This is a genomic window from Halopseudomonas laoshanensis (assembly GCF_008365385.1).
In the GTDB taxonomy this organism is placed as follows: Bacteria; Pseudomonadota; Gammaproteobacteria; order Pseudomonadales; family Pseudomonadaceae; genus Halopseudomonas; species Halopseudomonas laoshanensis.
The window spans coordinates 90,943-116,414 of sequence record NZ_QOVF01000005.1 but is presented as its reverse complement, the minus strand read 5'-3'; the positions used below and the strand labels follow the sequence as shown (position 1 = coordinate 116,414).

Here is a 25,472-nt window from a genome sequence, read left to right as displayed (position 1 = left end):
GTTGGTCGGGGCGGGTCAATTCATGCGTAATTCTAGCGGGGATGCGGGATTAGAGAGCTTTTTGCAGTCGGGTACGCAGTTGAGCCAAGGTTTCCCGCAGCTCGACCAGGGCCTCAATCGGCTGTTCACTGGCTTCAAGGATGCAGCGTGGAATATCCTGAGCCCGTTCGCGTAGGGCCCGGCCTTTTGCCGTAAGAAACAGTTCGACTACGCGTTCATCACGGCTGCTACGCACGCGTTTAAGCAAGCCTTCGGTTTCCAGACGCTTGAGTAGCGGGGTCAGGGAGCCCGGGTCGGTCAACAACCGCGTGCTGATGGCGCCAACGGTAATGCCATCTTTCTCCCACAGTACCAGCATGGCCAGATACTGAGGATAGGTAAGGCCCAGTTCCGCCAGCAGTGGCTTGTAAATCTTGGTCATCATCAGCGATGTGGAATAGAGCGCGAAACAGAGTTGGTTATCCAGCTCAAGTTCGGCGCAGTTGGATTGCTTTGGCATGTGCGCTCCGGATTCGAGAATATGTCGTGTAATTTAGCGCGCAAACTATAGGCTTGCCAGTCCTGCTTGATTCTCGCCTGCGAGCCAGGCTCCCGATTCTCTTGCTGCAGAGTGCGGGTGGCCAGCTCGCGCTGAAACTGCAAATAAGGAGTATATTCGCGCTATAACGGGGCTCTCGCCGCCGGTTGGCAAGGAACTGTGGGCGAGTTGTGCGGACTAACGCCAATAGCCGGCTGGATACTCGTGTGCGCGGGTAATCTGCGTCTCGCTAACCTTTTATGACTGGATCAATCTGATTCTGGACACTCCGCAACATTGCAAGGAAATGCTGAATGAAGCTTGTTATTACCTCTGGACTGAGCGTTCTTTTGCTCTCTATGCTTTCTTGTGGGGTTATTGCGGAGGAGCAGTCCGTACGCGACCGGGTTATTGCCAAGGCCGAGGCGTTGGCACAGAAACCCTATAAGGCGCCGCCGGCGATACCGCGCTTTATGCGTGACCTGAGCTACGACCAATACCAGGGTATTCGTTTCAAGCCGGAGAACAGTCTGTGGCAGGACTCCGAGGCCGATTTCAAAGCGATGCTGGTTCCGACAGGCCTTTTTTACACGCATCCAGTGGCGATCAATATCGTTGAAAACGACAAGATCGAACCCCTGGCGTTCAGCAAATCCAACTTTACCTACCCGACCACGGAAGTGGAGCAGCAGGTGCCAGCCGATTTGGGCTATGCCGGCTTCAAACTGACCTTTCCGTTAGCCGGAGAAGACATTCAGAACCAGTTTCTGGTGTTCGCCGGTGCCAGTTACTACCGTGCCGTCAGCCGAGATACGAATTTCGGTCTATCCGGCCGAGGTCTGGCTCTCAACACCGGGCTTCCGGGAGGCGAGGAATTTCCAGCCTTTACCGAATACTGGCTGGAGACGCCCAAGCCGGGTGACACCAGTTTCAGTTTTCATGCGCTACTGGATACCCGCAGCATGACCGGAGCCTATCGCTTCACGGTTACGCCCGGCGACGAGACCGAGCTCAAGGTCGAGTCAGTGGTGTTTCCCCGCAGCGAGGTTCAGTTGATGGGCGTGGCGCCCTTGACCAGCATGTTTTACTTCGGCCAGAACACCTTCAAGCCGCATGGCGAGTGGCGGCCGGAAGTGCATGATTCCGATGGTCTGCTGATCCACAACGGCGGCTCCGAAGAGTGGCTGTGGCGTCCGCTGCTCAATCCCACTTCACTGACCATGGACTATTTTGCCACCGAGAACATCCGCGGTTTTGGCCTGATCCAGCGCGATAACGAGTTCACGCATTATATGGACAAGGAGGCGCGCTACGATACGCGCCCAAGTGCCTGGATCAAGCCCGAGGGCGACTGGGGCAAGGGTGATGTGGTTCTGGTGCAACTGCCCACGCCGAATGAGACCAACGACAACATTGTGGCCTTCTGGCGTCCCCAGGCTGCCGTGACGCCGGGTGAACCCCAGTACTTTTCCTACAGCGCCATTTTTGGTGATCAACATGTCGCCAAAGAGCCGTTGGCACGCAGCATGGACACCTACGTCGGAGATGGTAACCGCGTGGGGGGTGGCTACCAGGAAGGGGCCGTCAGGGTGATCGTCGATTTCGCCGGTGGGCCGCTGGATGAACTGGCTGCCGATGCGCCAGTAGTGGCCTCGGTCACTGGACTGGAGGAGGGCGAGGTATTGGGCCATTACGTCGAATATATCGAGCCACTCAAACGCTGGAGATTGTCCATACTTGTCCGGCCCGCCACCGACAAGTCGCTCGCGCTGCGTGGGTATCTGCAACTGGAAGACACGCCGCTGACCGAAACCTGGACTTATCAATTGCCCAGTGACACCGGCGTCCTGAGTCCGCAGAAGTGATCATGCGCACGCCACAAAGCCAACTGGCATTGCAGCGTGTTCTCGATTACCTGCGATTGGCAGGGGTAGAGTTGACACCGGAGGTAGAGCAGCGCGCGTTGCTCCTGGTATCGGCGGCACTGGAGCGCGCACCTGAGGACCTGTTGGCCGAGTGCATGCGGCGCCTGCCCGAGGTCTTCGAGCTGCCTGGATACAAGCCAATACTGCAGGCGCCGGAGATTCACCGCGGTAGTCTCGTCTACGGTGCCTACTGATGGCCACGCCTGCTCATCGGGTCCAGGCCAGCGTGCCTCCTGCCCTTGCTGATACAGGGAAAATAGCATGGCGCCGTGCTGCTTATGCACGCCGCGCCCTGTTATTGCTGGCCGTGTTGCTGCAGACGGCAACCGCCACCTATTTCATGCTCTCGGTTCTACCTTACAACGGCGGCAACTGGATTGAGGTGGGGATGGCCGCGCTGTTCGCCATCCTGTTCTGTTGGATTTCAGTCGGATTCTGGATCGGCGTATTTGGCTATCTGATCAGACATACCGGCGGCGATCCGCACTCGCTGATGCGTCAGCAGGATGCTGCAACGCTGGCGGCCACACCCATGGCGCGCACGGCGATTATCATGCCCATTTATAATGAGCAGATAGGCGAATGCCTGGGTCGGCTCAAGGCGGTTTACCTTAGCCTGCAGGCCACCGGGCAACTCGAGCATTTTGATTTCTATATCCTCTCCGATACCCGCGAAGCGGACATCTGGCTTGACGAGCAGGCCGCCTGGGCGGCACTAGCGCGCGAACTGGGCGCCGAGGGGCGTTTGTATTACCGGCGCCGGCCGCTCAATCAGAATTACAAGAGCGGCAATGTGGGTGATTTCCTGCGCCGCTGGGGGAAGGATTACCCCTATATGGTGGTACTGGACGCCGACAGTTTGATGAGTGGCACCGCGCTGGTCATGATGGTCCAGCTGATGCAGCGCCACCCCAGGGTTGGCATTCTGCAAAGTAGCCCGAGTCTGTTGAACGGACAGTCGGTTTTTGCCCGGGTGCAGCAGTTTTCCAACCAATTATATGGTCCATTGTTTACCACCGGATTGGCAGCATTCCAGCTCGGTGAGGCAGCGTTCTGGGGGCACAATGCCATTCTGCGTACCCAGCCGTTCATGCGCTATTGCGGCCTGCGCAAGCTCCCCGGTTGGGGGCTGTTCCGCGGGCCGATCCTTAGCCACGACTTCGTTGAAGCGGCCTATATTGGCCGCGCCGGTCATGAGGTCTGGCTGGAGCCCGAACTGCCGCACAGTTATGAAGAATCGCCCCCGACGCTGGTTGAAGAGCTGACCCGAGACAAACGCTGGGCCAAAGGTAACCTGCAGCACCTGTGGTTGATGTTGCGCAGCCGGCGGCTGCGCCTGGCGCACCGCATGGCGTTTCTCAACGGCATCATGTCGTATGCAGCATCACCCTTGTGGCTCGCGTTTTTAATACTGGCGACGATTGCCGCGGCGCGCATGGTCATCTGGCCGATCGACTATTTCCCCAATCCTTACCAGTTACATCCGGTATGGCCAGAGTGGGAACCCTTGCGTGCGCTGGCGCTGATCCTGGTGACCTTTTCGCTGCTGTTTATTCCCAAATTCCTTGCCGTATTCGATACGATTTCGCATAACCGCTCGCGCTCCTTCGGTGGCTTGCTGCGCTTGCCTGTGAGCATGCTGTTGGAGATGCTGATTTCTGCGTTGCTTGCGCCTATCCGCATGCTTTCGCATAGCCGGTTTGTACTGGAAGCGTTATTCAATGTGCAATTGAAATGGGCCGGACAGAATCGCAGTGGTGAGAGCGGGTGGCTGGAAGCGATCATCAACCAGGCGTTTGGCACGCTGCTGGCGCTCAGCTGGATAGCCTTCGCCTACTGGATCGACCCGATGTTCTTTCTCTGGTCTTTGCCGGTCGCCATCCCGCTGATATTTGCTGCGCCGGTGTTCGTCATCTTGAGCCGGATTCAGGCTGGGCAAAGGCTCAGGCGCTGGGGCCTGCTGACGATTCCGGAAGAGGTTGACGGCTCTCAGTTGCTGCACGACGTCAATCACAATCCCATCCAGCATCGGCCGCATGACAAGCTCTCGGCGTTTGAAACAGCGATTATTGATCCTCGCCTTAATGCGCTGCATAGAGCTCAAGCTCGTCACCTGGCTGGCGACTTGCGGCGTCAGCGTTTGCAGGTGTTGGCCGAGCAGTGCTGGGCCAAGGGCGCGCAATCCCTGAGTGTCGGCGAGCGCAGTCTGTTGGCTAAAGATGCGCCTTCGCTGGCCTGGTTGCACCAGCAGGTGTGGCAGGCTTCGGCGGACTCACATTGGGGGCGCTTGCTGCGTCGGGCGTGACCGCCAGCGCCTCGCTACGGAACTATCGGGCCTTCAATTACTCCATTTTACTGTGCATTTCAGAGGGGAGCGTCTGCAATCTTGCCGACATCCCATCAGTAAAAAGGAGAATTACATGCAAAAAATTCAATTGATTCCTGCGTGTCTTGCGCTGGCCTGCAGCTTGGCTGCCGGAACGGTATTCGCGCAGGAAACCGGTTCCATGGGCGAGGAAAGAACTCAGACTACCGGACCCACTGGGACCCCAGGTACTACCGGGCAGGGTGGCAGCGCTGACCCTACCGGTGAGAGTCTTGAGCCCAGCCATGTGACAGGTATACCTGCAGAGCGTTTTGTAAACGAAGCGTCCGCCAAGAGCTATGCGCTGATCGAAATGAGCGAAGCGGCGCTGGAGCAGGGCACGGCGGAAGTGCAGCAATTCGCTCAGCGGGTGATTGATCAGCAGCGGGTAATCAACCAGCAACTGCGTTCCCTGGCCGAGGCTGATGAGCTGGATATCGCCGAAGACGCCAACCTGGTTGATCAGGGTAGAACAATGGTATTACAGCTGCGCGATGGCGAATCCTTCGACCAGGCGTATGCCGACAATCTGGCAGGTGTTGCCCGTGAGTTGGCCGACCTTTTCGAAAGCGCACAAGCCTCGAATCATGGTGAATTGAGCGAGTACGCAAAAGCGACGTTGCCTCAGCTACAATCCCAGCGTGATGCGGCGGTACAGATGGCTGCAGCAGACGCTGAGTGAATGAGGCTCAGAGCCGCTACCTGTGCAAACTCGACAACGTGTTAAAACAAGAGATGTTTATGAAATCCATACTGCAGTGTTTTTGTCTGTCGTCCGCAGTGTTGTTGCTGGCAGCCTGTGAAACCACTAAGCCTGGGCCAGCGCAGCTGACCTACACGCAGGTATATGCCAACACCGGCGCCGTGCAGTGTGAAGGGGGCGGCGCCAGCGTTCCGGATATGGCGCAGCAGATGCGTGACGAAGGAATAGCTGTAGAGATGGCGTCGTGTGGTGATGATGGCCTGGCCCGCACCGCCGTATGTGGTGCCCCCGACGGTAGTATCGGCGTGTTCGTGATACCCCAGGCGGACTACCAGGAAGCACTGCAGTTAGGTTACGAGTCCTTTGAGCGCCTGCCAGATGCCAGCGTGCATCCCTGTAAGGAGCAGCTGGAAAGAGAAGTAGGCCGCCCAGACCCCGCTGCCCAAAACTGATTTTCACCAGCTCCATTATTAATACAATCCAGGCCCCCGTCTTCCGCAAAGGAATCGGGGGTTTTTTATGTGTGGTATGTCCCTGAGCCACTCATCGCCTATCGTGGCGACCCAAGAAATACTTGCAATCTGCACTGAACGAATTTAGCTTCTTATTCAGAAGCTAAATTCCCGGTCTGGTACCGGGCATCAACACCCACAAGAGGCTATTGATTGTGAAAACGCGCATAACAGAACTGTTCGGCATTCAGCACCCGATTATCCAGGGCGGCATGCACTATGTTGGTTTTGCCGAGCTGGCAGCCGCAGTATCCAACGCGGGCGGGCTGGGGACCATTACCGGTCTGACGCAAAAGACCGCAGCGGACCTGGCTAACGAAATCGCCCGATGCCGGGATATGACCGACAAGCCTTTCGCAGTCAATCTGACTTTTCTGCCCACCGTCAGTTCGCCTGATTACCCAGGCTACATCAAAGCCATCATCGAAGGTGGGGTGAAGATCGTCGAAACCGCCGGTCGTAGTCCAGAGCAATACATGCCGTACCTGAAAGATGCCGGTATCAAGGTGATTCACAAGTGCACCTCGGTACGTCATTCGCTGAAGGCCCAATCCATCGGTTGTGACGCGGTATCCGTCGACGGCTTCGAGTGTGGTGGCCACCCGGGCGAAGATGATATTCCCAACATGATTCTGCTGCCGCGTGCTGCCGATGAACTGGAAATTCCTTTCGTCGCTTCCGGTGGTATGGCTGACGCTCGTTCACTGGTGGCCGCGATGGCCTTGGGCGCTGAAGGCATGAATATGGGCACGCGTTTTATCGCCACCCAGGAAGCGCCGGTGCACGAGAACGTCAAGAAGGCGATCGTTGCTGCGTCAGAACTGGACACCCGACTGGTCATGCGTCCGCTGCGCAATACCGAGCGCGTGCTGAACAATGCCGCCGTTGAGCGGATCATGGAGAAAGAGCAGCGCCTGGGCAAGGATCTGCAGTTCTCCGATATCGTTGATGAAGTGGCAGGGGTTTACCCGCGCATCATGAAGGAAGGCGATATGGAAATTGGCGCCTGGTCCTGCGGTATGGTCGCTGGCCTGATCAACGACATCCCCACCTGCCAGGATTTGATCGAGCGGATCATGCGCGAAGCTGACCAGTTGATTCGTCAACGTCTCAACGCCATGCTCTGATGACTGCGGCTCTGTCCGCCAAGGGCAGGGCCGTTTTGCTGTGAGGTTGCCATGTTGCGCGCTACGCCACACCACGACGACTGCAGTGTCACCAAAGCCCTGGATATCATCGGCGATTGGTGGGCGTTGCTGATCCTGCGCAATGCGTTTCACGGTATGCGTACGTTTGACGCTTTGCAGAAGCAGCTGGGTATCTCCACCAGCGTGCTGAGCAGTCGGCTGAAAACCATGACCGAAGCCGGTGTGCTGAAAAAGGTGCCGGCAACCGGTGATGGGCGCTCTTTTGAGTACCGTCTGACCCCATCGGGGCATGATCTTTACCCGGTGCTTGTAGCCCTTATGCAGTGGGGCGAGAAATGGCGGCCGAACGAGAAGGGCCAGCGCTTGCTGTTGATCGAAAAGGCGACAGGCTTGCCCGTGCAAGGGGTAGAGGTGTTGTCGGCTGCCGGTTTGCCGCTTAAACCCTGGGATGTGGTGCCGGTAGCGGGGCCGGGTGCCGATGAGCGGGTCCGCGAGTTGATAGGTTCCGCCGGATAGGCTCGGCCGGACGGCTTCGCCAGATTGGAAAAGCTGAGTCGGGACGTTCCAGTTATTTCGTTGTCATAGCGATGACTTGAGTGCGCAAGTATTTTTACCTGTGCAAAATTCCTCCGACAGCGGACTGCCATGAGCGAAGATGAAGATCACCCACAGAATCTCCAGCAACTGTTCGATTGTATAGATCAGGCGGCGGAGGAAAATGGCCGGGTATCCTGGTCGGCGATTATGGATGAAGTAGGGCGGCGCTCCTTTGGTCCGCTATTGTTACTTGCCGGGCTCACAGTGCTGGCGCCGATCATTGGTGATCTGCCGGGTGTACCCACGCTGATCGGTATGGTCGTGCTGCTGATAGCGGTTCAGTTGTTGCTCGGGCGGCATAATTTCTGGTTGCCGGGCTTTATGCTCAACCGCTCAGTACCCAAAGACAAGCTGCACAAGGCACTGACCTGGCTGAAGAAGCCGGCCCGGTTTATCGACAAACTGCTGAGTCCTAGACTCGCGGTGCTGACTCGAGGCCCGATGGTCAGGGTTATCGCCGTCGTTTGTCTGGGCATCGCACTGGCGATGCCGGTCATGGAAATTGTACCCTTCAGTGCCAATCTTGCAGGGATCGCGCTTACTGCCTTCGGGTTGGCATTGATTGCGCGGGATGGGTTACTGGCTTTGATCGCACTGGTGTTCACCGGGCTGATGATGGGCGTGGTGGTTTATAACCTGGTGTAGCTGGTCACCTGACGCCTTTGCAGTTACCGTTTGCCACTCTGACATCTGAATAACGGAAAAGACTTATGTACGAATGGCTGGACACCCTGCCTGCCAGCGTTGTGATTTCCGACTCTGTTGTCCGCCTGCTGCTGAGCACGGCGATTCTGATGGTCGTGACCCTGGTACTGCGTGCGCTGGTGTCGCGGCTTATTCGTCAGAAGGTCAATTCGGTCGAGCTGCGCCGCAAGTGGTTGATCAATTCTCGGAACGGCTTCCTGCTGTTGATGCTGCTTGGCCTGGTGATGATCTGGGGCGAGGAATTACGCACGCTGGCACTGTCGATCGTCGCGATTGCCGTAGCCTTTGTAGTGGCGACAAAGGAGCTGATCCTCTGCGTTATCGGCTCGATCATCAAGACCGGCTCGCGCTCGTTCAATCTGGGTGATCGCATCCAGGTGAAGGACTTTCGCGGTGATGTGATTGACCAGAGTCTGCTGACTACCACCATCCTTGAAGTCGGCCCCGGCAAGCACGTACATCAGCGTTCAGGCCGAGTGGTGGTGATCCCCAACGCCCTGTTTGTTTCCGAACCGGTCATCAACGAAAGCTTTACCCACGAATATGACTTCCACGTGTTCACCGTGCCTTTCAAACGCAGGGACGATTGGCGCGCAGCCCAGGCGGCGTTTCTGGAATCGGCCAATCGCCACTGTGCTCCCTATCTCGAAGCGGTGCGCCAGTACATGACGCGCATCGGTCGTAATCGTGGATTGGAGACACCGTCGGTCAATCCTCGGGTAACCATTCAAACACCGGTGTCGGACGAGATCCATCTGGTCATTCGCTTTCCGACCAAAGCCGGGCAGCGCGGTTATATGGAGCAAACGATTCTGACCGAGGTATTCGCGAATAACGATTTTCTTGCCGCGCATCCCGAGCCCGCCGCAGAAGTCCCCGCGCCTACCGAAACATCGCTCAGCTAAAGCTGGCCACGGTCCTGCTGCCGGATGCGCCGATATTGTTTGCGCAGCCATTTGGCCAGTGCGTGTATCAGCTCTGTGGGCGGCATCGCCGGCATGTAGAAATCATGCAGGGGTGGTTGAGTCGGAACTTCAGATTTTCTGATCCGTTTTTCGGTTGTGGTTTTCATCTCATCGGCCTCCTTGAGTGAACAGGCGACTAGACTCGCGCGTTGCTGTTGTTCAATCCAGCGAATTTAAATAACATGCCAGTTCAATTTTATTGAACTGGTTGTCGTGACGAACATTACCAACTCTCCCGCGGCACTGCCTCTGCTTGAGCTGGATGTATTGCGCAGTTTTATCGCCATCGCCGAGACCGGCAGCTTTACGCGAGCAGCGGCCCAGGTGCATCGCACTCCCTCCGCCATCAGCATGCAGATCAAGCGGTTGGAAGAGATGCTGGGCTACAGTCTGTTGCTCCGAGAGCCAAAGCGCGCGAGCGTCACGGCGGAAGGCGAAATGTTATTGGGCTTTGCCCGGCGCATGCTGGCCCTCAACGAAGAAGCCCTGAGCCGCTTCTACAGTCCGGCGCTGTCCGGTTATGTGCGGCTGGGAACCTCTGATGATGTAGGCACGCGCATATTGCCAGCGGTATTGAGCAGCTTCGCCCGCGCTTATCCGGGGGTGCAGGTAGATGTGGTGGTAGGCCGCAGCGCCGATATGTTCGCGCAGGTGGATAGTGCTGAGCTGGATCTGGCGCTGGTCACCTCCGGAAGCCAGGTGCCCAGAGGCGAGGTGGTGTATACAGAGCAACTGGTATGGGCGGAATGTGCAGGTGGTCATGCCTCGGCTCGCCGGCCCTTGCCTTTATCGCTGGCGGGATCGGGGTGCGTATGGCGGGAGGCGGCATTAGCGGCACTTGATCGCGCCGGCATTACCTATCGCGTCGCTTACGTCAGTGAACACTGCACTGGTCAGCGAGCGGCGATGCTGGCCGATCTTGCGATAGCGCCTTTCCCCCGAGGTCTGGTGCAAAAGCCGTTGAAAATGGTTGATGCTGAAGCCGGCCTGCCGTCATTGGGAAGCTACCAGATAATGCTGTTGCAGGGCAGCAACCGTGGACCGCTGATTGATGCCCTGCGCAGCTATGTGGTGCAGACGTTTGCAGCACTGTGAGCTATGCCCGACGCGGATGCGCCGGGCCTGGTAGCTCAGCGCAGGCTGATAACGCGATCCAGGGACAATCGACCTGCACCACTGATCAGCAGCGATACTGAAATGGCCAGCAGCGCCAACGCGAACTCGTAGCCGTTATTGCTCATGAACAGGCCGTTAGCCAGATGCACAGTGACGATGGCCACCAGCATGGTTAGCGCCAGCACCGCAGCGGCGGGGCGCACTAATAAGCCCAGCAGCAACGCCAGTCCGCCGAGAAACTCGGCCCCGCCCGCGCCAAGGGCCATAAGATACCCAGGTGCCAAACCAATCGACTCCATCCACTGGCCGGTGCCTTCCAGACCATAACCGCCGAACCAGCCAAACAGCTTCTGAGCGCCATGGGCGATAAAAATGATACCGGCGGGGATGCGCAGCGCGAGCGTGGCGTAACTGGCGTTTGTCTGGGTAATGCGGGTGATGTAGCTGCGGTTCATATTGATTCTCCAAAGGGTGGGTTGTGCTGATGGAGCTATAATAGTCCTGATAATTAAATTGAATAGCGCAAAAATACGGAAATTAATATCAGTAAATACGATAAGTTATTATTTCGCAATATATCCATGGAGCCAGCGGCTGAACCGACCCGAGCCAGGTCGCTCCAATTTGCATGGTTATCTTAGTCAAGTAGAGGTTTGATTGAATTTTTCCAGAGTAGGGTTTCTGAAGTGGGTATTGGTGATCCTGCTTGGCGTGGCGGCGGTGGTTTATAAGCCTTGGACGTATCTGCCGCCAGAGTGGAATCCCTGGGCCCCCTTGTCGATCACCGACGAAATGACCCAGGTCACCCGCTGGAAGCTCTCTCAATTGCAGCAGGCGCCGCAAAGCTGTGTCGCGGTGTTGGAGGAGGCACCAGAAGGCTGGGTAGATTATCTCGATCTGGAAGACTACACCCCGGTACAAGGCTGCCCGTTGACCAATGTTGTGCGGGTGCGAAGCAGCGGGCTCGACTTCAACTCGCCCTTTACCGTGACCTGCCCGATGTTGGTGGCCTGGGTCATGTTCGAGCGTCAGCAGTTACAGCCGCTGGCTTTGGAGCATCTGGATTCTGAGGTCAGCAGAGTTGATCATTTCGGCAGTTTCGCCTGCCGCAATATCTACAACCGTGAAAATGCCCGCCGCAGTCAGCATGCTTCGGCCAATGCCTTTGATGTGGCTGGGTTCCGCTTGAAGGACGGGGGCCAGGTCAGTGTGCTGCGCGATTGGGACAATACCCAGGCTCCGGAAAAAAGTACCTTCCTGAAGGCCGTACATGACTCTGCCTGCGCTTATTTCGGTACGGTGTTGGGGCCTGATTACAATCAGCCGCATGAAAACCACTTCCACCTCGACGCCAATGGCTTCGGTTTTTGCCGCTAGGCGCGCTTGCGCTTCTCTATCGCTGGGGCTATATACAATCTCGATACCAGCGGCATAGTGCTGCGCAGGATCATTCTGGAGCAGCCCTGATTGACAGTTGAACTCTATATCGCCAACAAGAATTACTCCTCCTGGTCGCTGCGCCCCTGGGTATTGATGCGCCAGCTGGGGATACCCTTCACCGAGCACCTGATGCCCTTTGCCGGAGCAGATACCGCGGCGTCTTTTCGCGCTTTTTCTCCCAGCGGCAAAGTGCCCTGTCTGGTAGACGGCGAAACCCGTGTATGGGATTCGCTGGCAATTGCCGAGTATCTGGCTGAAACCCATTCCGGCATCTGGCCGGAAGATCTGGCCGCGCGCACATGGGCGCGCTGCGCCGCGGCGGAAATGCATTCGGGATTCACTCAGTTACGCAATATCTGCACGATGAACTGCGGCTTGCGTATTCAGCTGCATGAAGTCACCCCGGCTCTGCAAGCCGAACTCACTCGCCTGGATGAACTCTGGTGCGAAGGCATAAGCCGTTTTGGTGGGCATTATCTGGCGGGTACAACCTTTACAGCCGTGGATGCTTTTTTCGCGCCGGTGGCTTTTCGCCTGCAGACCTACAATCTGCAGCTATCCGTTACAGCGATGGAATATGTGGCGCGCCTGCTGATGCTGGAGCCGATGCGCGAATGGTATGACGCGGCACTGAAGGAATCCTGGCGTGATGATCTGCACGAACAGGACGCCGGCCGCGTGGGCACCTGGCTGGACGATCTGCGCGGCTAGTCGTCGCGCTCTTCTGGGTTGGCCTTTGCCTCGAGAATGGTTTCCCGGGCATATTCCTTGTCGCCCTCTTCACGCTCGGGTTGGTCATTTTCGTCCGCGCGGGAGGGTCGGTAACAGAGGGTAGCGATTATCGGGAAATGATCCGATCCAATGTGCTTGAGACGCTGCATCCCGCCCAGGGTGAAATGTTCACTGGTAAATATGTGATCCAGCGGCCAGCGCAGAAACCAGTGGTCGGCATTGAAGGTACTGAACATGCCACGGCCGCGCCGCAGGTCGAGCATGCCGCTGACCCTGCAGAACATGCGCGTTGTGCGCGACCAGGCGACGTCATTCAGGTCGCCAAAAAGCAGGGTAGGGCCATCGTGTTCCGCTATCTGCCTGGAGACCAGGAGCAGCTCAGCGTCGCGCCATAGCGTTGACTCGCTTTCGTTCGGCGCGGGCGGCCGTGGATGAACAGCGTGGAAGCGGATCTTCTTGCCGTTCTTCAATTCAAAGCGTCCGTGAATTGACGGAATATCATCCTGGATCAGCCGTTTGACCTTGACATCATGCAGCGGCAGGCGCGAATAAAGATGCATGCCGTAGAGATTGTCCTGCGGGATCTTGACGGTGTTTGGCCAGTCCGCTTCCAGCGCCGCGTCCAGTTTTTCCTGCCACCAGTCATCGGACTCCAGCGTCAGTATCACATCGGGCTGATGTTCCAGAATCTGGCTGATCAGCGACTCTGACTGGTGGTTGGGAGTGAGCACATTGGAGATCAGCAGGGTAATGCAGTGATCTCCGTCATCCTGTTCCGCCTTTTGCATCTGCACAGGATAGAGCGGAGTCCAGGGCACGATGTGGCACCCCTGCACCAGGATGACTATCAGACAGATTCCCAGGGTAATGAGTTGCCAGGTTTCGTTGCTGAACGCTGTCAGTACCGCGCACAACAGCGCGAGACTGAGAATCTGAACGCGTGGAAACTCGCAGGCCCGTACCCACCAGTCGTGCAACGGCACCTTGCCCAGTATGGTGGCCGCCAGCAGGAGCAGGCTTAAGCCAAAGAGCACCACACTAAAGATCATGTATTCCCCTTCTGAAACCCGATTCGCGTCTGTTCAGAGCTCGGCGTTGTGATAAATATTCTGCACGTCGTCCAGCTCGTTAAGCATGTCGATAAATTTGTCAAACAGGGCTACGTCGTCACCTTCGATGGGTGTGCTGGTTTGCGGCAGGAACTGGATCTCGTCAACGATAAAATCGATCTCGCCAAAACTGTCAGTCAGCGCTTGCTTGGCCTTGAAGTATTCATTGTTGGGCGTAAATACCGTGATCTGGCCGTCTTCGTTCTCGATGTCGGTAACATCGACATCGGCCATCATCAAGGCTTCAAGCACCGCCTCTTCGTCGTCAGCCTTGAACGCCAAAATCGCACAATGGTCGAACATGTGGCTGACGCTGCCGGGCGTGCCCATCTTGCATTTGGTTTTGGTAAAACAATTGCGCACGTCGGAAATGGTGCGATTGGGGTTGTCGGTCAGGCAATCGACAATAACGATGCAGTTGCCAGGGCCGAAGCCTTCGTAGCGGGCAACGGAAAAATCTTCGCCACCACCACCCTTGGCTTTATCGATGGCCTTGTCGATCACGTGCCCGGGAACCTGGTCCTTCTTGGCCCGTTCGATCAGGCCACGCAGCGCCAGGTTACCAGTCGGGTCAACGCCGCCGGACTTGGCGGTAACGTATATCTCACGGGCGTACTTGCTGTACACCTTGGTTTTTGCGTCAGCCGTTTTGGCCATTGATTCTTTGCGGTTTTGATACGCGCGACCCATGTTGCCGTCCCATTAATTGTCGGAAGGTAATTGTCGTAAGCCGCCGATTTTACCCACAGAAACGGGACAGAGCCACGTTCTATTTCTTCGCTTTGGCCTTCTCTGCCTTGACCGCACGCTTTTCCAGCAGACTAAGCGCTGGCTTTTTCTTCGCGGCTTTCTTGCTATCCATTCCCTTACTCATGACGGGGTTTCCTCATCTGTTGGTGCGCTGGGTTCACCGGAGTCCTTGCGCGCAAGCTTTTCCTGGCGTTTTTCTTCCTGTTGCTTGCTTTTTTTCAGCTCGCGCTGACGCTTCTCGAAGGTGTAATTGGGTTTGGCCATGAAGGCTCCATTGGAAAAAGGGAGGAGGTGGTCGGAGTTAACGCCAGCCTTTAAGCAGTGTAGTGGAATTACGAACTCAGCAGTGAAAACCGGGTCAGTTTCTATGCAATGGTCGCAAGATATCCACGACCTATCGGGCCTTGTTCAGTCTTGTTTGCATCGGACGGCAAAGGCGCCTACCTTGAAAATGATGGGAATTTCCGCTCATGCAAACGAATAGGAGGACGAATGTCCCTGTCTCGATTGAAAACCCAGCGTCTGTTTCGTCAGCAATGTTATGTCAATGGCCAGTGGATCGACGCTGGCAACGGCAATACCGTAGACGTTGATAATCCCGCGGACGGCAAGGTATTCGGCACTGTCCCCTCGCTGAGTGAAGAGGAAATTCTTGGCGCGATAGACGCGGCGGAGCAAGGCTTTCAGGTCTGGCGCAAGAAGACGGCGCAGGAACGCGCCGACTTGTTGATGCGCTGGTATGACCTGATGCTGGAACACAAGGAAGATATCGCTACGCTGATGACCCTGGAGCAGGGTAAGCCGTTGGTGGAATCCCGGGGCGAGGTGGATTACGCCGCCTCCTTCATTCGCTGGTTTGCCGAAGAGGCGCGCCGGGTCTATGGCGAAACCATTCCGGGCGCCAAACCCGGGCAGCATATTGTGGTAACCCGTCAGCCGATTGGTGTAACTGCCGCGATTACGCCCTGGAATTTCCCGGCCGCGATGATTACCCGCAAGGCTGGCGCTGCGCTGGCGGCGGGCTGCTCGATGATCGTCAAACCCGCTAACGCGACGCCTTATACGGCGCTGGCGCTGGCCGAGCTGGCTGACGAAGCGGGTATTCCCGCCGGCGTGTTCAACGTAGTCACCGGTAAGTCGAGCATGATCGGTGAGACGCTTACCGGCAGTGCGATCGTGCGCAAGATGAGCTTTACTGGCTCGACCGAGGTCGGCAGCAAGTTGATGGCCCAATGCGCCGAGCATATCCAGAAGGTATCACTGGAATTGGGTGGCAACGCGCCTTTCATTGTATTTGACGACGCCGACGTGGAGCGTGCAGTTGAAGGCGCGATGATCTGCAAGTTTCGCAACACCGGCCAGACCTGTGTTTGCGCCAACCGCTTCCTGGTGCAATCCGGCATTCATGACAAGTTCATTTCACGCTTGGCCGAAGCCATGGGCAAACTCAAGGTCGGCGATGGCTTTGAAGAGGGCGTTACCCAATCGGCGTTGATCAACCATGCCGCTGTGGAAAAGGTGAAGCGCCATTACGACGATGCGATCGACAAGGGCGCTCGTCATGTAGCCGGGCCAGCACCTGACGGCAAACAGGGCAATTACGTCACGCCGGTACTGGTCACCGACGTCACTGCCGATATGGAAGTCTGTGCGGATGAGACTTTTGGTCCGCTGGCTGCCGTGATCAAGTTCGACACGGAAGAGCAGGCGCTGAAGATCGCCAACGACACCCCCTACGGACTGGCCGCGTATTTTTACAGCCGCGATATCCACCGGGTATGGCGCGTAGCCGATGCGTTGGAGGCCGGCATTATTGGCGTCAACGAGGGTGCGGTATCCAACCCCACGGCACCGTTTGGTGGCGTCAAGGCCTCGGGCCTGGGGCGGGAAGGTTCGCGCCATGGGCTGGATGAATACACCGAGCTGAAATACCTGTGCATGGGAGCGGAATAACCCATGGCCGAGCCTAACAAGCAGGCGAACATTGCGTTGATGCCGGGTGATGGGATCGGCGTTGAAGTCATGGCCGAGGCTGAGCGGGTGCTGACTTTCCTGCGCGACCAGGATGACCTGCCGCTGAGCTGGGAGGTGCTGGATTGGCCGAGCACAGCCTGGCATCAGCAGCACGGACAAATGATGCCGGATGATGCGATGGATCAGGTGCGCCGATATGACGCCCTGTTGCTTGGTGCCCTGGGTGATCCGGGGCCGCTGAGTGAGCCTGATCGCTACTGTCTACCCGACGGCATCTCGCTGGCACCCCTGCTGCGTTTTCGCAAAGGCCTGGATTTGTGGGCCTGCGAACGGCCGGCGCGATTGCTGCCGGGTGCACCACGGTACCTGGCCGACCCGCGCGCGGCCGACATCGACATGCTGGTGATCCGCGAGAATAGCGAAGGCGAATACGTCAATCAGGGCGGGCGCCTGGGCCAGGGTACGCCCCATGAAGTGGCAACGCAGCTGGAAGTCTTCACCCGGCGGGGCACCGAACGGCTGATTCGCCACGCCTTTCGGGCTGCGCGATTACGCCTGGAACACCATGATGAGAAACGCTCCTTTTACTGTTCCGAAAAAGGCCAGGCCCCGGCTCAGGTGTGTCTGATCACCAAGCGCAATGCCCAGCCGGCCTGGGGTGAGCTTTACACCGAGGTGTTCGCCGAGGTGGCCAAGGAATTTCCCGAAATAGGACTGCGGCATGAGTTGGTAGATGCTGCCTGCATGAAGTTCGTCCAGTGCCCGTGGGAGTTCGACGTAGTGGTGGCGAGCAACTTGCATGGCGATATTCTGACGGATCTGGCGGCGGTCTTGTCCGGTGGCCTGGGTCTGGCGCCCTCATGCAACATCAATCCGGATAGCCGCGAGTCGCCTGCGCTGTTCGAGCCGACCCACGGCAGTGCGCCGGATATCGCCGGCCAGGGCAAGGCCAATCCGGCAGCTATGCTGTTGACCGCGGCGATGATGCTGACCTATCTGGGTCATTCGTCTTCCGCTGAGCGGCTGCGTAACGCGGTTGCGGCGGATTTGCTGGCAAGTGAAGGGCAGGTGCGCAGTTGCCGAGAGGTAACAGCGGGAATATTGGAGCACATGCAGAATCAGGCATGAAGTTGTAGAAGAGTTTTAGCGTCGGTACCTGTACGTAGTGCTTGATGGTCCTCTGGACTAACGTTGTATGTTCGGGCGCGCCGGCCGGTTGTTAGGCTGGCGAAGCTTGATATCCCTAAAGCGCGCTGGAGCTTGCCTCCAGCCGAGTCACCTGCGGGACGCAGAGCCCGCCCAACAGTATGGGAGTTGCTTGTATGAGCCACCATCTATCTCCGCTTTTGAAGCAAGCCAGTCGTGTCTGTGTGGATCATGGCAAAGGCAGTTGGCTGTTTGATGTCGAGGGCAAGGCCTATCTGGATTTTACCTCTGGCATCGGCGTCACCAGCACTGGCCACTGTCATCCGCGAGTGGTCGCAGCCGCGCAGGAGCAGGCGGGCAAGGTGATTCACGCCCAATACACCACCGTCAGCCACGAACCGATGCTGCAACTCAGTGATCGGTTGGCCGGGCGGATGCCCGAAGGCCTCGATTCAGTCGCTTTCAGCAATTCCGGTTCTGAAGCGGTCGAAACCGCCATGCGTCTGGCTCGGCATGCGACGGGCCGCGCCAATATTGTCGTCTTCAATGGTGGCTTTCATGGTCGGACTTTGGGCGCAGCGTCACTGACGACCTCGGGCACCAAGGTACGCACTGGCTTTCACCCATTGATGGCTGGCGTCGTGGTGGCGCCTTTCCCTCATGCCTGGCGTTACGGCTGGAGCGAAGAGCAGACCACCGAATTCTGTCTTAACGAACTTGACCATATCCTCAAGACCCAATCCGCACCCAGCGATACCGCTGCGCTGCTCATTGAGCCGGTGCAGGGCGAGTATGGCTACTATCCGGCCAATGCTGCCTTTATGCGCGGGCTGGCCGAGCGTTGCCAGAAGCATGGCATTTTGCTGATCGCCGATGAAGTGCAGGCAGGCTACGGGCGTACCGGAAAATTCTGGAGCCTGGAGCATTTTGGCGTGCGACCCGATGTGGTGATCACCGCCAAGGGCCTGGCCAGCGGCTTTCCGCTGTCGGCCATCGGCGCCTCGGCCGAGCTGATGGCCAAGGGCATGCCCGGTTCCCAGGGCGGGACTTATGGCGCGAATGCGGTCGCGTGCGCCGCCGCGCTGGCCACCCTGGACGTGATCGAGCAGGAAAAACTGGTAGAGAACGCCGCTGTACGCGGTCAGCAGATGCTGGAGCAGTTGCAGGCAGTGCAGCGCGATTACGCCTGGATCGCCGACATCCGCGGCAAAGGCTTGATGTTGGGTATGGAGATAGCCGACTCGCCCACCCGTCCGCTGCCGGACCTGGCCGCGAAGATCACCGCGGCCTGTGAAGCCGAAGGCCTGTTGCTACTGCGGTGCGGCATCGATGGGCAGACAGTGCGCTTTCTCCCGCCGCTGGTGGTCAATGAAGCGGAGATCAACGATGCCATGTCCCGCTTGAGTCGGGCGTTGCAGAAGGTGGCAGCATGACACGAGTATTGGTGCTGGTAGCGCCAGGCGAAAGCGAGCTCGCAGGGTTGGATGGCCTGCCGGGGGAGGTCGAAGTGCAGACCGTCAGTGCCGAGGCCGATCTGCGCGAAGCGCTGCCGCACGCCGATGTGCTGGTGGTAACCGATTTTCGCACCGGTTTGCTCGAACGCTGCTGGCCGGCCAACCCGAAAATTAAATGGGTCCACGCTACCAGTGCTGGCGTGGATGCACTGCTGTTTCCAGCGCTGGCCGAGAGCGATATTCCGATCACCAACGCCAAAGGCATCTTCGATCGAGGTATTGCTGAGTATGTGCTCGGTGCGGTGTTGCTGTTTGCCAAGGACACCATGGGTAATCTGGCGCTGCAGAGCGAGCATCGCTGGCAGCATCGTGACACCGAAATGATCGACCAGCGCCGTGCACTGATTGTCGGCGCTGGATCGATTGGCGGTGAGGTGGCGCGTTTGCTCAAGGCGGTTGGCATGCAAGTGACCGGTATTGCCCGGCGCGCCCGCGAAGACGTCAATTTTGATGTGGTGTTGGGCAATGATTGCCTGTTCGACTGCCTCAGCGTGGCTGACTATGTGGTGATCACCGCGCCGCTGACCGAGGACACCCAGGGTCTGTTCGATGATCGCGCGTTTGCCGCGATGAAGTCAGGTGCACGTTTGATCAATGTCGGCCGGGGCCCCATCGTCCAGACCGAGGCCCTGCTGGCGGCGCTGCAGAGTGGACACCTGGCAGGTGCGGCACTGGATGTATTCGAGCAGGAACCTGTGCCCGAAGATCATCCGTTGTGGGAGCAACCCAACGTGATGATGTCCGCGCATATGGCGGGTGACTTTATCGGTTGGCAAACCGCGCTCGGCGAGCAGTTCGTCGCTAACTTCAAGGGCTGGCAACAAGGCCAGGCCCTATTCAATCAGGTGAAGAAGTAATTTCATCACCTTGTCGCTGGCCGGCCGTGTTCGACGGCCGTCGGGGTTGTCGAGCTAGTGCTCGGCATCAATAGCAAGACAGGAGAAAGCCATGTCCCAAGACATCCTCAAGATGACCGCTGTTGAACTGCTCGAGCATTATCGTGACAAGCGCCTGTCGCCAGTCGAGGTGGCCGGCGCCATGCTCGATCAGATTGAGCGGCTGGATAGCCACACTAACGGTTTCTGCCTGGTTGATCGTGATACCACGCTGAGTCTTGCGGCTGAGTCCGAGCAACGCTACCAGCGCGGCGAAGCCCACGGGCGCGTCGACGGCGTGCCGGTGGCGGTCAAGGATGTTTTTCTCACGCCGATGTGGCCGACGCTGCGCGGCTCGCATACGGTGGATCCAGCCAGCACGCTGAATAAATCGGCGCCGGCGACAGCTGCGCTGGCGCGCCACGGCTACGTGCCCATCGGCAAAACCACTACCCCCGAGCTGGGCTGGAAAGGCGTGACCGATAACCCGGTGAACGGGGTGACCAACAACCCCTGGAATCCGGACAAGACCGCTGGCGGCTCCAGCGGCGGCAGCGGTGTGGCGGTAGCCTTGGGCATGGCTCCGCTGGCGCTAGGTACCGATGCGGGTGGCTCGATCCGCATTCCGGCTGCGTTCTGCGGCATCGTCGGCCTCAAACCGTCCTTTGGTGAAATTCCCCATTGGCCCGCCAGCCCCTTCGGCACGCTGGCACACGCTGGCCCGATGACCTGGACGGTGGAAGATGCAGCGCTGATGATGAATGTGCTGACCGAAGCCGATCATCGCGACACCAACGCCGTACCCCGGCGCGGCATCGATTATCTTGCCAATCTGAAGAAGGGCGTCAAGGGCTTGAAGATTGCCTATAGCCCGAATCTGGGTTACGTCGACGTCAATCCGGAAGTGGATGCGGCGGTCGCCGAGGCGGCCCGATTGTTCGAAAGTCTGGGCGCTGAAGTGGTGCGCGTGGATCCAGGTTTCAGCGATCCGCTGGCGGCGTTTGGTCACCTGTTTTACGGCGGCGCAGCGAATGCCATGCGCGATCTAGGACCTAAGAAACGTGCGCTGATGGACCCCGAACTGGTCAAGGTCTCGGAGAAAGCCGCGCGGCTGAGCATGCTTGAATATATGGGTGCAGTGAATGAGTCCATGGCTCTGCGCGAGCGCATGGCCAACTTCCACCAGAAATACGATCTGCTCCTGACACCGAGCATTCCGATTACCGCATTCAAAACCGGACGTGAGGTGCCCGAGGATTGGCCCAGCACGCGCTGGCCGACCTGGACGCCCTTTACCTACCCCTTCAACATGACCGGCCAGCCGGGCCTCTCGGTGCCCTGCGGCTTTGATCAGGCCGGCTTGCCCATTAGCCTGCAATTGGTCGGCGCCCGTTTCAATGATGCGCTGGTGTTGCAGGCGGGCTATGCCTACCAGCAGGCTGCCCCGCTCACAGATCGCCGCCCGCCGCTGTTCACATCCTGAGGAGGGTAACTTATGTCATTGAGCACGTTGGATATCGATCTGTATGAATCGGAAGATCCGATCTGGAACCCGGCGATGATGGCCATACCGGTGCCGGGCATCCGCAAGATGGTCAACATGGCGGCGAGCATGCAGGATGTGATTCACCTGTCCATCGGCCAGCCTGATCTGCCTGCCCCGGAAAATGTGGTCAACGCCACTATTGAAGCGTTGCGCGCTGGCCAGACCGGCTACACCATGGATGCCGGTTTGCCTGAGCTACTGGAGTCACTGGCGGTGTATTACAGCGGACGCTCCCAGCGCAAACTGACCGCAGACAACATCATGATTACCACCGGCGCCACCGAGGCGATCTACCTGGCATTGACTGCGGTATCCGCGCCCGGGCGGCATTTTATTGTGCCGGATCCGGCATTCATGCTTTATGCACCGATGATCCGCATGAACGGCGGCGAGATCACCGAGATCACTACCCGCGCGGAGAAAAATCACCAGCTCGATCCCCAGGAAGTCATCGATGCCATCCAGCCCAATACCCATGCCATTGTGCTCAACTCGCCAAGTAATCCGACGGGCACCGTGTACCCTCGGGAAACCATCGAGGCGATCCTCCAGGAGGCCGCCTATCGCGGCATTCAGGTGATCAGCGACGAGGTATATGACCACCTCATTTATGACGGTAAAGAATATCCTTCTGCATTATCCTGCGGCACGGATATGGATAACCTGATGGTCGTCAGCAGCTTCTCCAAGACCTACAGCATGGCCGGCATGCGTATCGGCTGGATCATCGCCAGTCAGGCGGCGATCAAGCGGTTGCGGCGTTACCACATGTTCACTACTACCGTGGCCAATACACCTTGCCAGTGGGCCGGCGTGGCAGCGCTGCACGGCAGCAACGATTTTATTCAGAATATGTTGGTGGAATACACCAAGCGACGCGACCGGCTGGTCGAGTTGGTCGAGCAGACACCGCATTTGACCGGTTATAAACCGGAGGGGGCCTTCTATCTGTTTCCCGCTCTGCCGGAAGGCGTGAACGGGACTAACGTGGCGCTGCGCCTGCTCAAGGAAACTGGCGTGTGCACCATTCCGGGAGAGACCTTCGGCAACAGCTGTAGCAATGCCATTCGCCTCAGCTATTCCACTTCGCTGGGGAATATCGAGCGGGCGTTTGAGCGAATTATTCCGTGGATGGAGAAGCAGGATTTTGGGTAATAGCTCGATCTATATACTTTTTTGTGCGGATTATTTTAATAAATTCACACATAAAATCTAATCTTTTGCAGATTAGGCTGTCTTACGAGTGAGGCCGCAATTTGTAACAGGAATGCGGTGATTTCATCCACAGGAGGAAACCTGATGAACAATATCGTTTATATAGTTGGTGCCGTTGTTATCGTTCTAGCCATTCTTTCGTTTCTCGGCTTCCGGTAAGCTATTGTCTTGGCGGGCATTGCCCGCCCGGCGATATATGAGACGGGCGGTACGTCGTGGCTTCGCGACGTTACCTGCTTAATTTTATTTGCCAAGCCTGCTCGCCAAACAAGTTGGGCGTAAAGCTTTTTGGCCCAATACATTCACGTCGCTTCCTACTTCTTATCTATCCTCGCATTTACCTGAAATCAGCTATTCGACGTCCGTGTCAGATTGCTCCCTCTGCCCGCAAGCGCGCCAGTTCCTCGGTGTTATATCCCAGTTGCTTCAGCAGCTCATCGGTATGCTCTCCCAACGCAGGCCCTGTCCACTCGGTGGAACCAGGTGAAGCAGACAGTTTGGGCACAATGCCGGGCATCTTGAACTCCTTTCCATCGGGTAATTGCCCGGTGACAAACATATCCCGTGCGAGAAACTGCGGATCAGTAAACATGTCGGCGACCGAATAAATTCGGCTCGCAGGTACATCTGCCTGGCTGAGCGCGGCGAGCACCTGCTCCTGAGTCATTGTTCCCGTCCAGGCATCAATCAGCGCATAGATTTCATCACGCCGGGCATCACGACCCGCGTTGTCAGCCAGCTCGGGGTCTTCCGCCAGCTGTTCATGCCCCATGCTGCGCATCAGCCGTTGAAAGATGGCGTCGCCATTGGCGCCAATTTGCACCGCCTTTCCGTCCGCACAGGTATGGATGGAGGAGGGTGTAATCCCCGGCATGATATTGCCACTGCGTTCACGCACGAAGCCCATTACGTCGAATTCCGGCACCATGCTTTCCATCATTGCGAAGACGGCCTCATACAGCGCTACGTCGACTACCTGGCCAGGGCCATTACCCACTTCACGGTGCCGCAACGCCATCAGCGCGCCAATCACGCCCCATAGCGCGGCGATCGAATCACCGATGGAGATGCCGGTGCGCACCGGCGGGCGGTCCTCAAATCCGGTGATATAGCGCAAGCCGCCGACAGACTCACCCACCGCGCCAAACCCCGGCTGGTTTTTCAGCGGGCCGGTTTGACCAAAACCGGACAAGCGCACCATGATCAGTTTGGGATTGAGTTCATGCAGAACGTCCCAGCCCAGCCCGAGTTTTTCCAGGGTCCCGGGGCGAAAGTTCTCGATCAGAATGTCCGCGTCTGCCAATAGCTCTTTGAGAATACGCAGGCCGTCCGGATGTTTCAGGTTCAGCGTCAGTGAGCGTTTATTGCGCGCCTGCACAAACCACCAAAGTGATGTGCCCTCATACAGCTTGCGCCACTTGCGCAGCGGGTCACCGCCATCGGGAGACTCGATCTTGATTACTTCGGCGCCGAATTCGGCGCAAATACGGGCAGCGAAGGGCCCGGCAATAAGGGTGCCGAGCTCAATGACTTTCAGGCCAGAGAGGGGTTTGTTGCTCATGAGCGCTCCATCAGGAAATGGTGCGCCTAGTCTATTGCATTGGATCCGCCGCCCGGTAGCGCTGGGGTGGCTAACGGGCGGGAAGGACCTGTATTCAACCTGAGCGAGGCTTACTCGACATAGTCTTTGGCTGCCCGCGGCTCGCTCAATATTGCCGAGTTTTCGCGAGTGTCGCCGCCGATAGTCTGGGGCGTTGCACGGTTAGTCAGTACCGGCGGCTCGTTAAAGCGCTGCGCATTTTTATGTGCGCGGTAAGCTTTCGCGCCGCGGTAAATGGCTGCAGCGCCCAATACCAGGCTGACCGCGCCGATGACGCCTGGCCGGGTAATGCCTTTGCGCAACATCAACAAACCGCCGCCGAGCGATAACAGCTGATCGCGCGAGGTCAGATTCTGGTTCTTTGAGACGTTCATTAAATCTTTCAACATGACTGTTTACCTTGTTTTCAATGGATTTTAAGAGGCCTTTTTCAAGGCCTGGATCAACTCTTGCTTGCGCATGGTTGACCGTCCGGGAATATTGCGTGAGCGGGCTTTTTTCATAAGCTCATCCTTGGTTTCGCGCTCCAGCGAATCGGAGCGCGGTATACCTTGCCGGCTCGCGGCAGCGCGCTTGGCAGAACTGCTGCGAGATTGCGCTTTGGCCTGCTTCGATTTCTCCTGACCGGAACCACCTGAACGATTGCCACCGCCCGACTGCTTGTTCACCGTAGCCCAGGCTCGTGCTTCAGCCTCACTTTGCGGAACGCCCTTGCGTTCGTAGCTTCGCTCTATGCTTTCGGCTTGGTCTTTTTGCTTTTCGGTATATTTAGCTTTGCTTCCACGTGGCATGGGGCACCTACCTGTCGTTGTCAGCAGTTTGTTTCGCTTACCGCCTCTACTTGAGACTGACCTCTATCTCTGACTCGCGTTGAGCTTCCTGGTTCAGCTTTATTTGGTGCTCTGCCCATAGGCTGCTTGGTCTCGGTGGCTCTGCGCCTGTGCGTGGCGATAGCGAAAATATAGTTAGAACCATCTGCTCAGGGACTCGCTCACATATTCAGGCCCACAGAGGAGAT

Annotated in this window: 27 protein-coding genes; 18 read left to right on the top strand and 9 right to left on the bottom strand. The window is 57.6% G+C overall.

Translation table 11 applies throughout. The features are described from left to right. Positions 1–49: 49 nt before the first annotated feature. Positions 50–499, bottom strand: coding sequence for a MarR family winged helix-turn-helix transcriptional regulator (locus tag DT594_RS15125; RefSeq protein ID WP_149333484.1), 450 nt, complete (start codon positions 497–499; stop codon positions 50–52). A 332-nt stretch (positions 500–831) separates the two neighbouring features. On the opposite strand from DT594_RS15125, the gene DT594_RS15120 reads away from it, so the two are divergent. The 9 genes from DT594_RS15120 (at position 832) to DT594_RS15080 (ending at position 9,377) form a co-directional block, all read left to right on the top strand. Then, positions 832–2,382: an OpgD/OpgG family glucan biosynthesis protein gene (locus tag DT594_RS15120; protein WP_218574538.1), complete on the top strand. Its 1,551-nt coding sequence runs from the start codon at positions 832–834 to the stop codon at positions 2,380–2,382. Positions 2,383–2,384: 2 nt separating this feature from the next. Next, entirely contained in the window at positions 2,385–2,636 is a 252-nt protein-coding gene (locus DT594_RS15115) for a hypothetical protein (protein ID WP_149333482.1), read from the top strand. Next, positions 2,636–4,747, top strand: coding sequence for a glucans biosynthesis glucosyltransferase MdoH (mdoH, locus tag DT594_RS15110; RefSeq protein WP_149333480.1), 2,112 nt, complete (start codon positions 2,636–2,638; stop codon positions 4,745–4,747). Before DT594_RS15115 ends, mdoH begins: the two co-directional genes overlap by 1 nt. A 115-nt stretch (positions 4,748–4,862) precedes the next feature. Next, positions 4,863–5,489: a DUF4142 domain-containing protein gene (locus DT594_RS15105; RefSeq protein ID WP_178091536.1), complete on the top strand. Its 627-nt coding sequence runs from the start codon at positions 4,863–4,865 to the stop codon at positions 5,487–5,489. Positions 5,490–5,548: 59 nt separating this feature from the next. Further along, entirely contained in the window at positions 5,549–5,962 is a 414-nt protein-coding gene (locus DT594_RS15100; protein ID WP_149333477.1) for a hypothetical protein, read from the top strand. Positions 5,963–6,177: 215 nt separating this feature from the next. Then, positions 6,178–7,149, top strand: a complete 972-nt coding sequence (locus DT594_RS15095; protein WP_096347992.1) for an NAD(P)H-dependent flavin oxidoreductase — start codon at positions 6,178–6,180, stop codon at positions 7,147–7,149. A gap of 51 nt (positions 7,150–7,200) precedes the next feature. Then, positions 7,201–7,686: a winged helix-turn-helix transcriptional regulator gene (locus tag DT594_RS15090; RefSeq protein ID WP_149333475.1), complete on the top strand. Its 486-nt coding sequence runs from the start codon at positions 7,201–7,203 to the stop codon at positions 7,684–7,686. 129 nt (positions 7,687–7,815) lie between these two features. Continuing rightward, positions 7,816–8,412 carry an exopolysaccharide biosynthesis protein gene (locus DT594_RS15085; protein ID WP_149333473.1) on the top strand — a complete coding sequence of 199 codons (597 nt, stop codon included), beginning with the start codon at positions 7,816–7,818 and terminating at the stop codon, positions 8,410–8,412. Between the two features lie 65 nt (positions 8,413–8,477). Next, positions 8,478–9,377: a mechanosensitive ion channel domain-containing protein gene (locus DT594_RS15080; RefSeq protein ID WP_149333471.1), complete on the top strand. Its 900-nt coding sequence runs from the start codon at positions 8,478–8,480 to the stop codon at positions 9,375–9,377. Here DT594_RS15080 and DT594_RS18975 read toward each other — a convergent pair. Next, positions 9,374–9,544, bottom strand: a complete 171-nt coding sequence (locus DT594_RS18975; RefSeq protein ID WP_178091535.1) for a hypothetical protein — start codon at positions 9,542–9,544, stop codon at positions 9,374–9,376. The two genes, DT594_RS15080 and DT594_RS18975, sit on opposite strands and share 4 nt — an antisense overlap. Before the next feature lie 106 nt (positions 9,545–9,650). On the opposite strand from DT594_RS18975, the gene DT594_RS15075 reads away from it, so the two are divergent. Then, the gene (locus tag DT594_RS15075) at positions 9,651–10,532 is read left to right on the top strand and encodes a LysR substrate-binding domain-containing protein (RefSeq protein ID WP_149333469.1); all 882 of its coding nucleotides are present in this window, start codon (positions 9,651–9,653) and stop codon (positions 10,530–10,532) included. Between the two features lie 35 nt (positions 10,533–10,567). Here DT594_RS15075 and DT594_RS15070 read toward each other — a convergent pair whose 3' ends face one another. Next, positions 10,568–11,008, bottom strand: coding sequence for a DoxX family protein (locus DT594_RS15070; protein WP_149333467.1), 441 nt, complete (start codon positions 11,006–11,008; stop codon positions 10,568–10,570). A gap of 202 nt (positions 11,009–11,210) precedes the next feature. On the opposite strand from DT594_RS15070, the gene DT594_RS15065 reads away from it, so the two are divergent. Further along, the gene (locus DT594_RS15065; protein ID WP_149333465.1) at positions 11,211–11,930 is read left to right on the top strand and encodes an extensin-like domain-containing protein; all 720 of its coding nucleotides are present in this window, start codon (positions 11,211–11,213) and stop codon (positions 11,928–11,930) included. Positions 11,931–12,020: 90 nt separating this feature from the next. Further along, positions 12,021–12,704 (top strand): glutathione S-transferase family protein, encoded by a 684-nt coding sequence (locus DT594_RS15060; protein WP_246164654.1) that lies wholly within the window; start codon positions 12,021–12,023, stop codon positions 12,702–12,704. Here DT594_RS15060 and DT594_RS15055 read toward each other — a convergent pair. The 3 genes from DT594_RS15055 to DT594_RS18970 form a co-directional block, all read right to left on the bottom strand. Then, entirely contained in the window at positions 12,701–13,774 is a 1,074-nt protein-coding gene (locus tag DT594_RS15055; protein ID WP_149333464.1) for an endonuclease/exonuclease/phosphatase family protein, read from the bottom strand. The genes DT594_RS15060 and DT594_RS15055 overlap by 4 nt on opposite strands. 33 nt (positions 13,775–13,807) lie before the next feature. Further along, entirely contained in the window at positions 13,808–14,524 is a 717-nt protein-coding gene (locus DT594_RS15050) for a YebC/PmpR family DNA-binding transcriptional regulator (protein ID WP_149333462.1), read from the bottom strand. A gap of 180 nt (positions 14,525–14,704) precedes the next feature. Further along, positions 14,705–14,848, bottom strand: coding sequence for a hypothetical protein (locus DT594_RS18970; protein WP_174958744.1), 144 nt, complete (start codon positions 14,846–14,848; stop codon positions 14,705–14,707). 228 nt (positions 14,849–15,076) lie between these two features. Here DT594_RS18970 and DT594_RS15045 point away from each other — a divergent pair, with 228 nt between their 5' ends. From DT594_RS15045 to DT594_RS15020, 6 genes are all read left to right on the top strand, one after another. Next, positions 15,077–16,537, top strand: a complete 1,461-nt coding sequence (locus DT594_RS15045; RefSeq protein ID WP_149333460.1) for an NAD-dependent succinate-semialdehyde dehydrogenase — start codon at positions 15,077–15,079, stop codon at positions 16,535–16,537. Positions 16,538–16,540: 3 nt separating this feature from the next. Further along, complete coding sequence (locus DT594_RS15040) at positions 16,541–17,686, top strand: isocitrate/isopropylmalate dehydrogenase family protein (protein ID WP_149333458.1); 1,146 nt, start codon at positions 16,541–16,543, stop codon at positions 17,684–17,686. Positions 17,687–17,880: 194 nt separating this feature from the next. Further along, on the top strand, positions 17,881–19,137 hold the full coding sequence (locus DT594_RS15035) for an aspartate aminotransferase family protein (RefSeq protein WP_149333456.1): 1,257 nt from the start codon (positions 17,881–17,883) through the stop codon (positions 19,135–19,137). Continuing rightward, on the top strand, positions 19,134–20,075 hold the full coding sequence (locus tag DT594_RS15030; protein WP_149333455.1) for a D-2-hydroxyacid dehydrogenase: 942 nt from the start codon (positions 19,134–19,136) through the stop codon (positions 20,073–20,075). The genes DT594_RS15035 and DT594_RS15030 overlap by 4 nt, the downstream gene beginning before the upstream one ends. 91 nt (positions 20,076–20,166) lie before the next feature. Then, positions 20,167–21,576, top strand: coding sequence for an amidase (locus DT594_RS15025; RefSeq protein WP_149333453.1), 1,410 nt, complete (start codon positions 20,167–20,169; stop codon positions 21,574–21,576). 12 nt (positions 21,577–21,588) lie between these two features. Then, on the top strand, positions 21,589–22,794 hold the full coding sequence (locus tag DT594_RS15020) for a pyridoxal phosphate-dependent aminotransferase (RefSeq protein ID WP_149333451.1): 1,206 nt from the start codon (positions 21,589–21,591) through the stop codon (positions 22,792–22,794). Between the two features lie 427 nt (positions 22,795–23,221). Here the strand turns inward: DT594_RS15020 and DT594_RS15015 are convergent, their stop codons facing one another. From DT594_RS15015 to DT594_RS15005, 3 genes are all read right to left on the bottom strand, one after another. Next, positions 23,222–24,415, bottom strand: coding sequence for a CaiB/BaiF CoA transferase family protein (locus tag DT594_RS15015; protein WP_149333449.1), 1,194 nt, complete (start codon positions 24,413–24,415; stop codon positions 23,222–23,224). A gap of 110 nt (positions 24,416–24,525) precedes the next feature. After that, positions 24,526–24,843: a hypothetical protein gene (locus DT594_RS15010; RefSeq protein ID WP_149333448.1), complete on the bottom strand. Its 318-nt coding sequence runs from the start codon at positions 24,841–24,843 to the stop codon at positions 24,526–24,528. 27 nt (positions 24,844–24,870) lie between these two features. Further along, entirely contained in the window at positions 24,871–25,245 is a 375-nt protein-coding gene (locus DT594_RS15005) for a Rho termination factor N-terminal domain-containing protein (RefSeq protein WP_149333446.1), read from the bottom strand. Between the last annotated feature and the right edge of the window lie 227 nt (positions 25,246–25,472).

Excerpts from the sequence above, each read along its gene's own strand:
- DT594_RS15080 (WP_149333471.1), top strand. The coding sequence starts at position 8,478 with ATGTACGAATGGCTGGACACCCTGCCTGCCAGCGTTGTGATTTCCGAC.
- DT594_RS15125 (WP_149333484.1), bottom strand. The coding sequence starts at position 499 with ATGCCAAAGCAATCCAACTGCGCCGAACTTGAGCTGGATAACCAACTC.
- DT594_RS15030 (WP_149333455.1), top strand. The coding sequence starts at position 19,134 with ATGACACGAGTATTGGTGCTGGTAGCGCCAGGCGAAAGCGAGCTCGCA.
- DT594_RS15045 (WP_149333460.1), top strand. The coding sequence starts at position 15,077 with ATGTCCCTGTCTCGATTGAAAACCCAGCGTCTGTTTCGTCAGCAATGT.
- DT594_RS15025 (WP_149333453.1), top strand. The coding sequence starts at position 20,167 with ATGTCCCAAGACATCCTCAAGATGACCGCTGTTGAACTGCTCGAGCAT.
- DT594_RS15005 (WP_149333446.1), bottom strand. The coding sequence starts at position 25,245 with ATGCCACGTGGAAGCAAAGCTAAATATACCGAAAAGCAAAAAGACCAA.
- DT594_RS15090 (WP_149333475.1), top strand. The coding sequence starts at position 7,201 with ATGTTGCGCGCTACGCCACACCACGACGACTGCAGTGTCACCAAAGCC.
- DT594_RS18970 (WP_174958744.1), bottom strand. The coding sequence starts at position 14,848 with ATGGCCAAACCCAATTACACCTTCGAGAAGCGTCAGCGCGAGCTGAAA.
- mdoH (WP_149333480.1), top strand. The coding sequence starts at position 2,636 with ATGGCCACGCCTGCTCATCGGGTCCAGGCCAGCGTGCCTCCTGCCCTT.
- DT594_RS15055 (WP_149333464.1), bottom strand. The coding sequence starts at position 13,774 with ATGATCTTTAGTGTGGTGCTCTTTGGCTTAAGCCTGCTCCTGCTGGCG.
- DT594_RS15120 (WP_218574538.1), top strand. The coding sequence starts at position 832 with ATGAAGCTTGTTATTACCTCTGGACTGAGCGTTCTTTTGCTCTCTATG.
- DT594_RS15020 (WP_149333451.1), top strand. The coding sequence starts at position 21,589 with ATGTCATTGAGCACGTTGGATATCGATCTGTATGAATCGGAAGATCCG.
- DT594_RS15115 (WP_149333482.1), top strand. The coding sequence starts at position 2,385 with ATGCGCACGCCACAAAGCCAACTGGCATTGCAGCGTGTTCTCGATTAC.
- DT594_RS15050 (WP_149333462.1), bottom strand. The coding sequence starts at position 14,524 with ATGGGTCGCGCGTATCAAAACCGCAAAGAATCAATGGCCAAAACGGCT.
- DT594_RS15070 (WP_149333467.1), bottom strand. The coding sequence starts at position 11,008 with ATGAACCGCAGCTACATCACCCGCATTACCCAGACAAACGCCAGTTAC.
- DT594_RS15015 (WP_149333449.1), bottom strand. The coding sequence starts at position 24,415 with ATGAGCAACAAACCCCTCTCTGGCCTGAAAGTCATTGAGCTCGGCACC.
- DT594_RS15105 (WP_178091536.1), top strand. The coding sequence starts at position 4,863 with ATGCAAAAAATTCAATTGATTCCTGCGTGTCTTGCGCTGGCCTGCAGC.
- DT594_RS18975 (WP_178091535.1), bottom strand. The coding sequence starts at position 9,544 with ATGAAAACCACAACCGAAAAACGGATCAGAAAATCTGAAGTTCCGACT.
- DT594_RS15100 (WP_149333477.1), top strand. The coding sequence starts at position 5,549 with ATGAAATCCATACTGCAGTGTTTTTGTCTGTCGTCCGCAGTGTTGTTG.
- DT594_RS15010 (WP_149333448.1), bottom strand. The coding sequence starts at position 24,843 with ATGTTGAAAGATTTAATGAACGTCTCAAAGAACCAGAATCTGACCTCG.
- DT594_RS15035 (WP_149333456.1), top strand. The coding sequence starts at position 17,881 with ATGAGCCACCATCTATCTCCGCTTTTGAAGCAAGCCAGTCGTGTCTGT.
- DT594_RS15040 (WP_149333458.1), top strand. The coding sequence starts at position 16,541 with ATGGCCGAGCCTAACAAGCAGGCGAACATTGCGTTGATGCCGGGTGAT.
- DT594_RS15085 (WP_149333473.1), top strand. The coding sequence starts at position 7,816 with ATGAGCGAAGATGAAGATCACCCACAGAATCTCCAGCAACTGTTCGAT.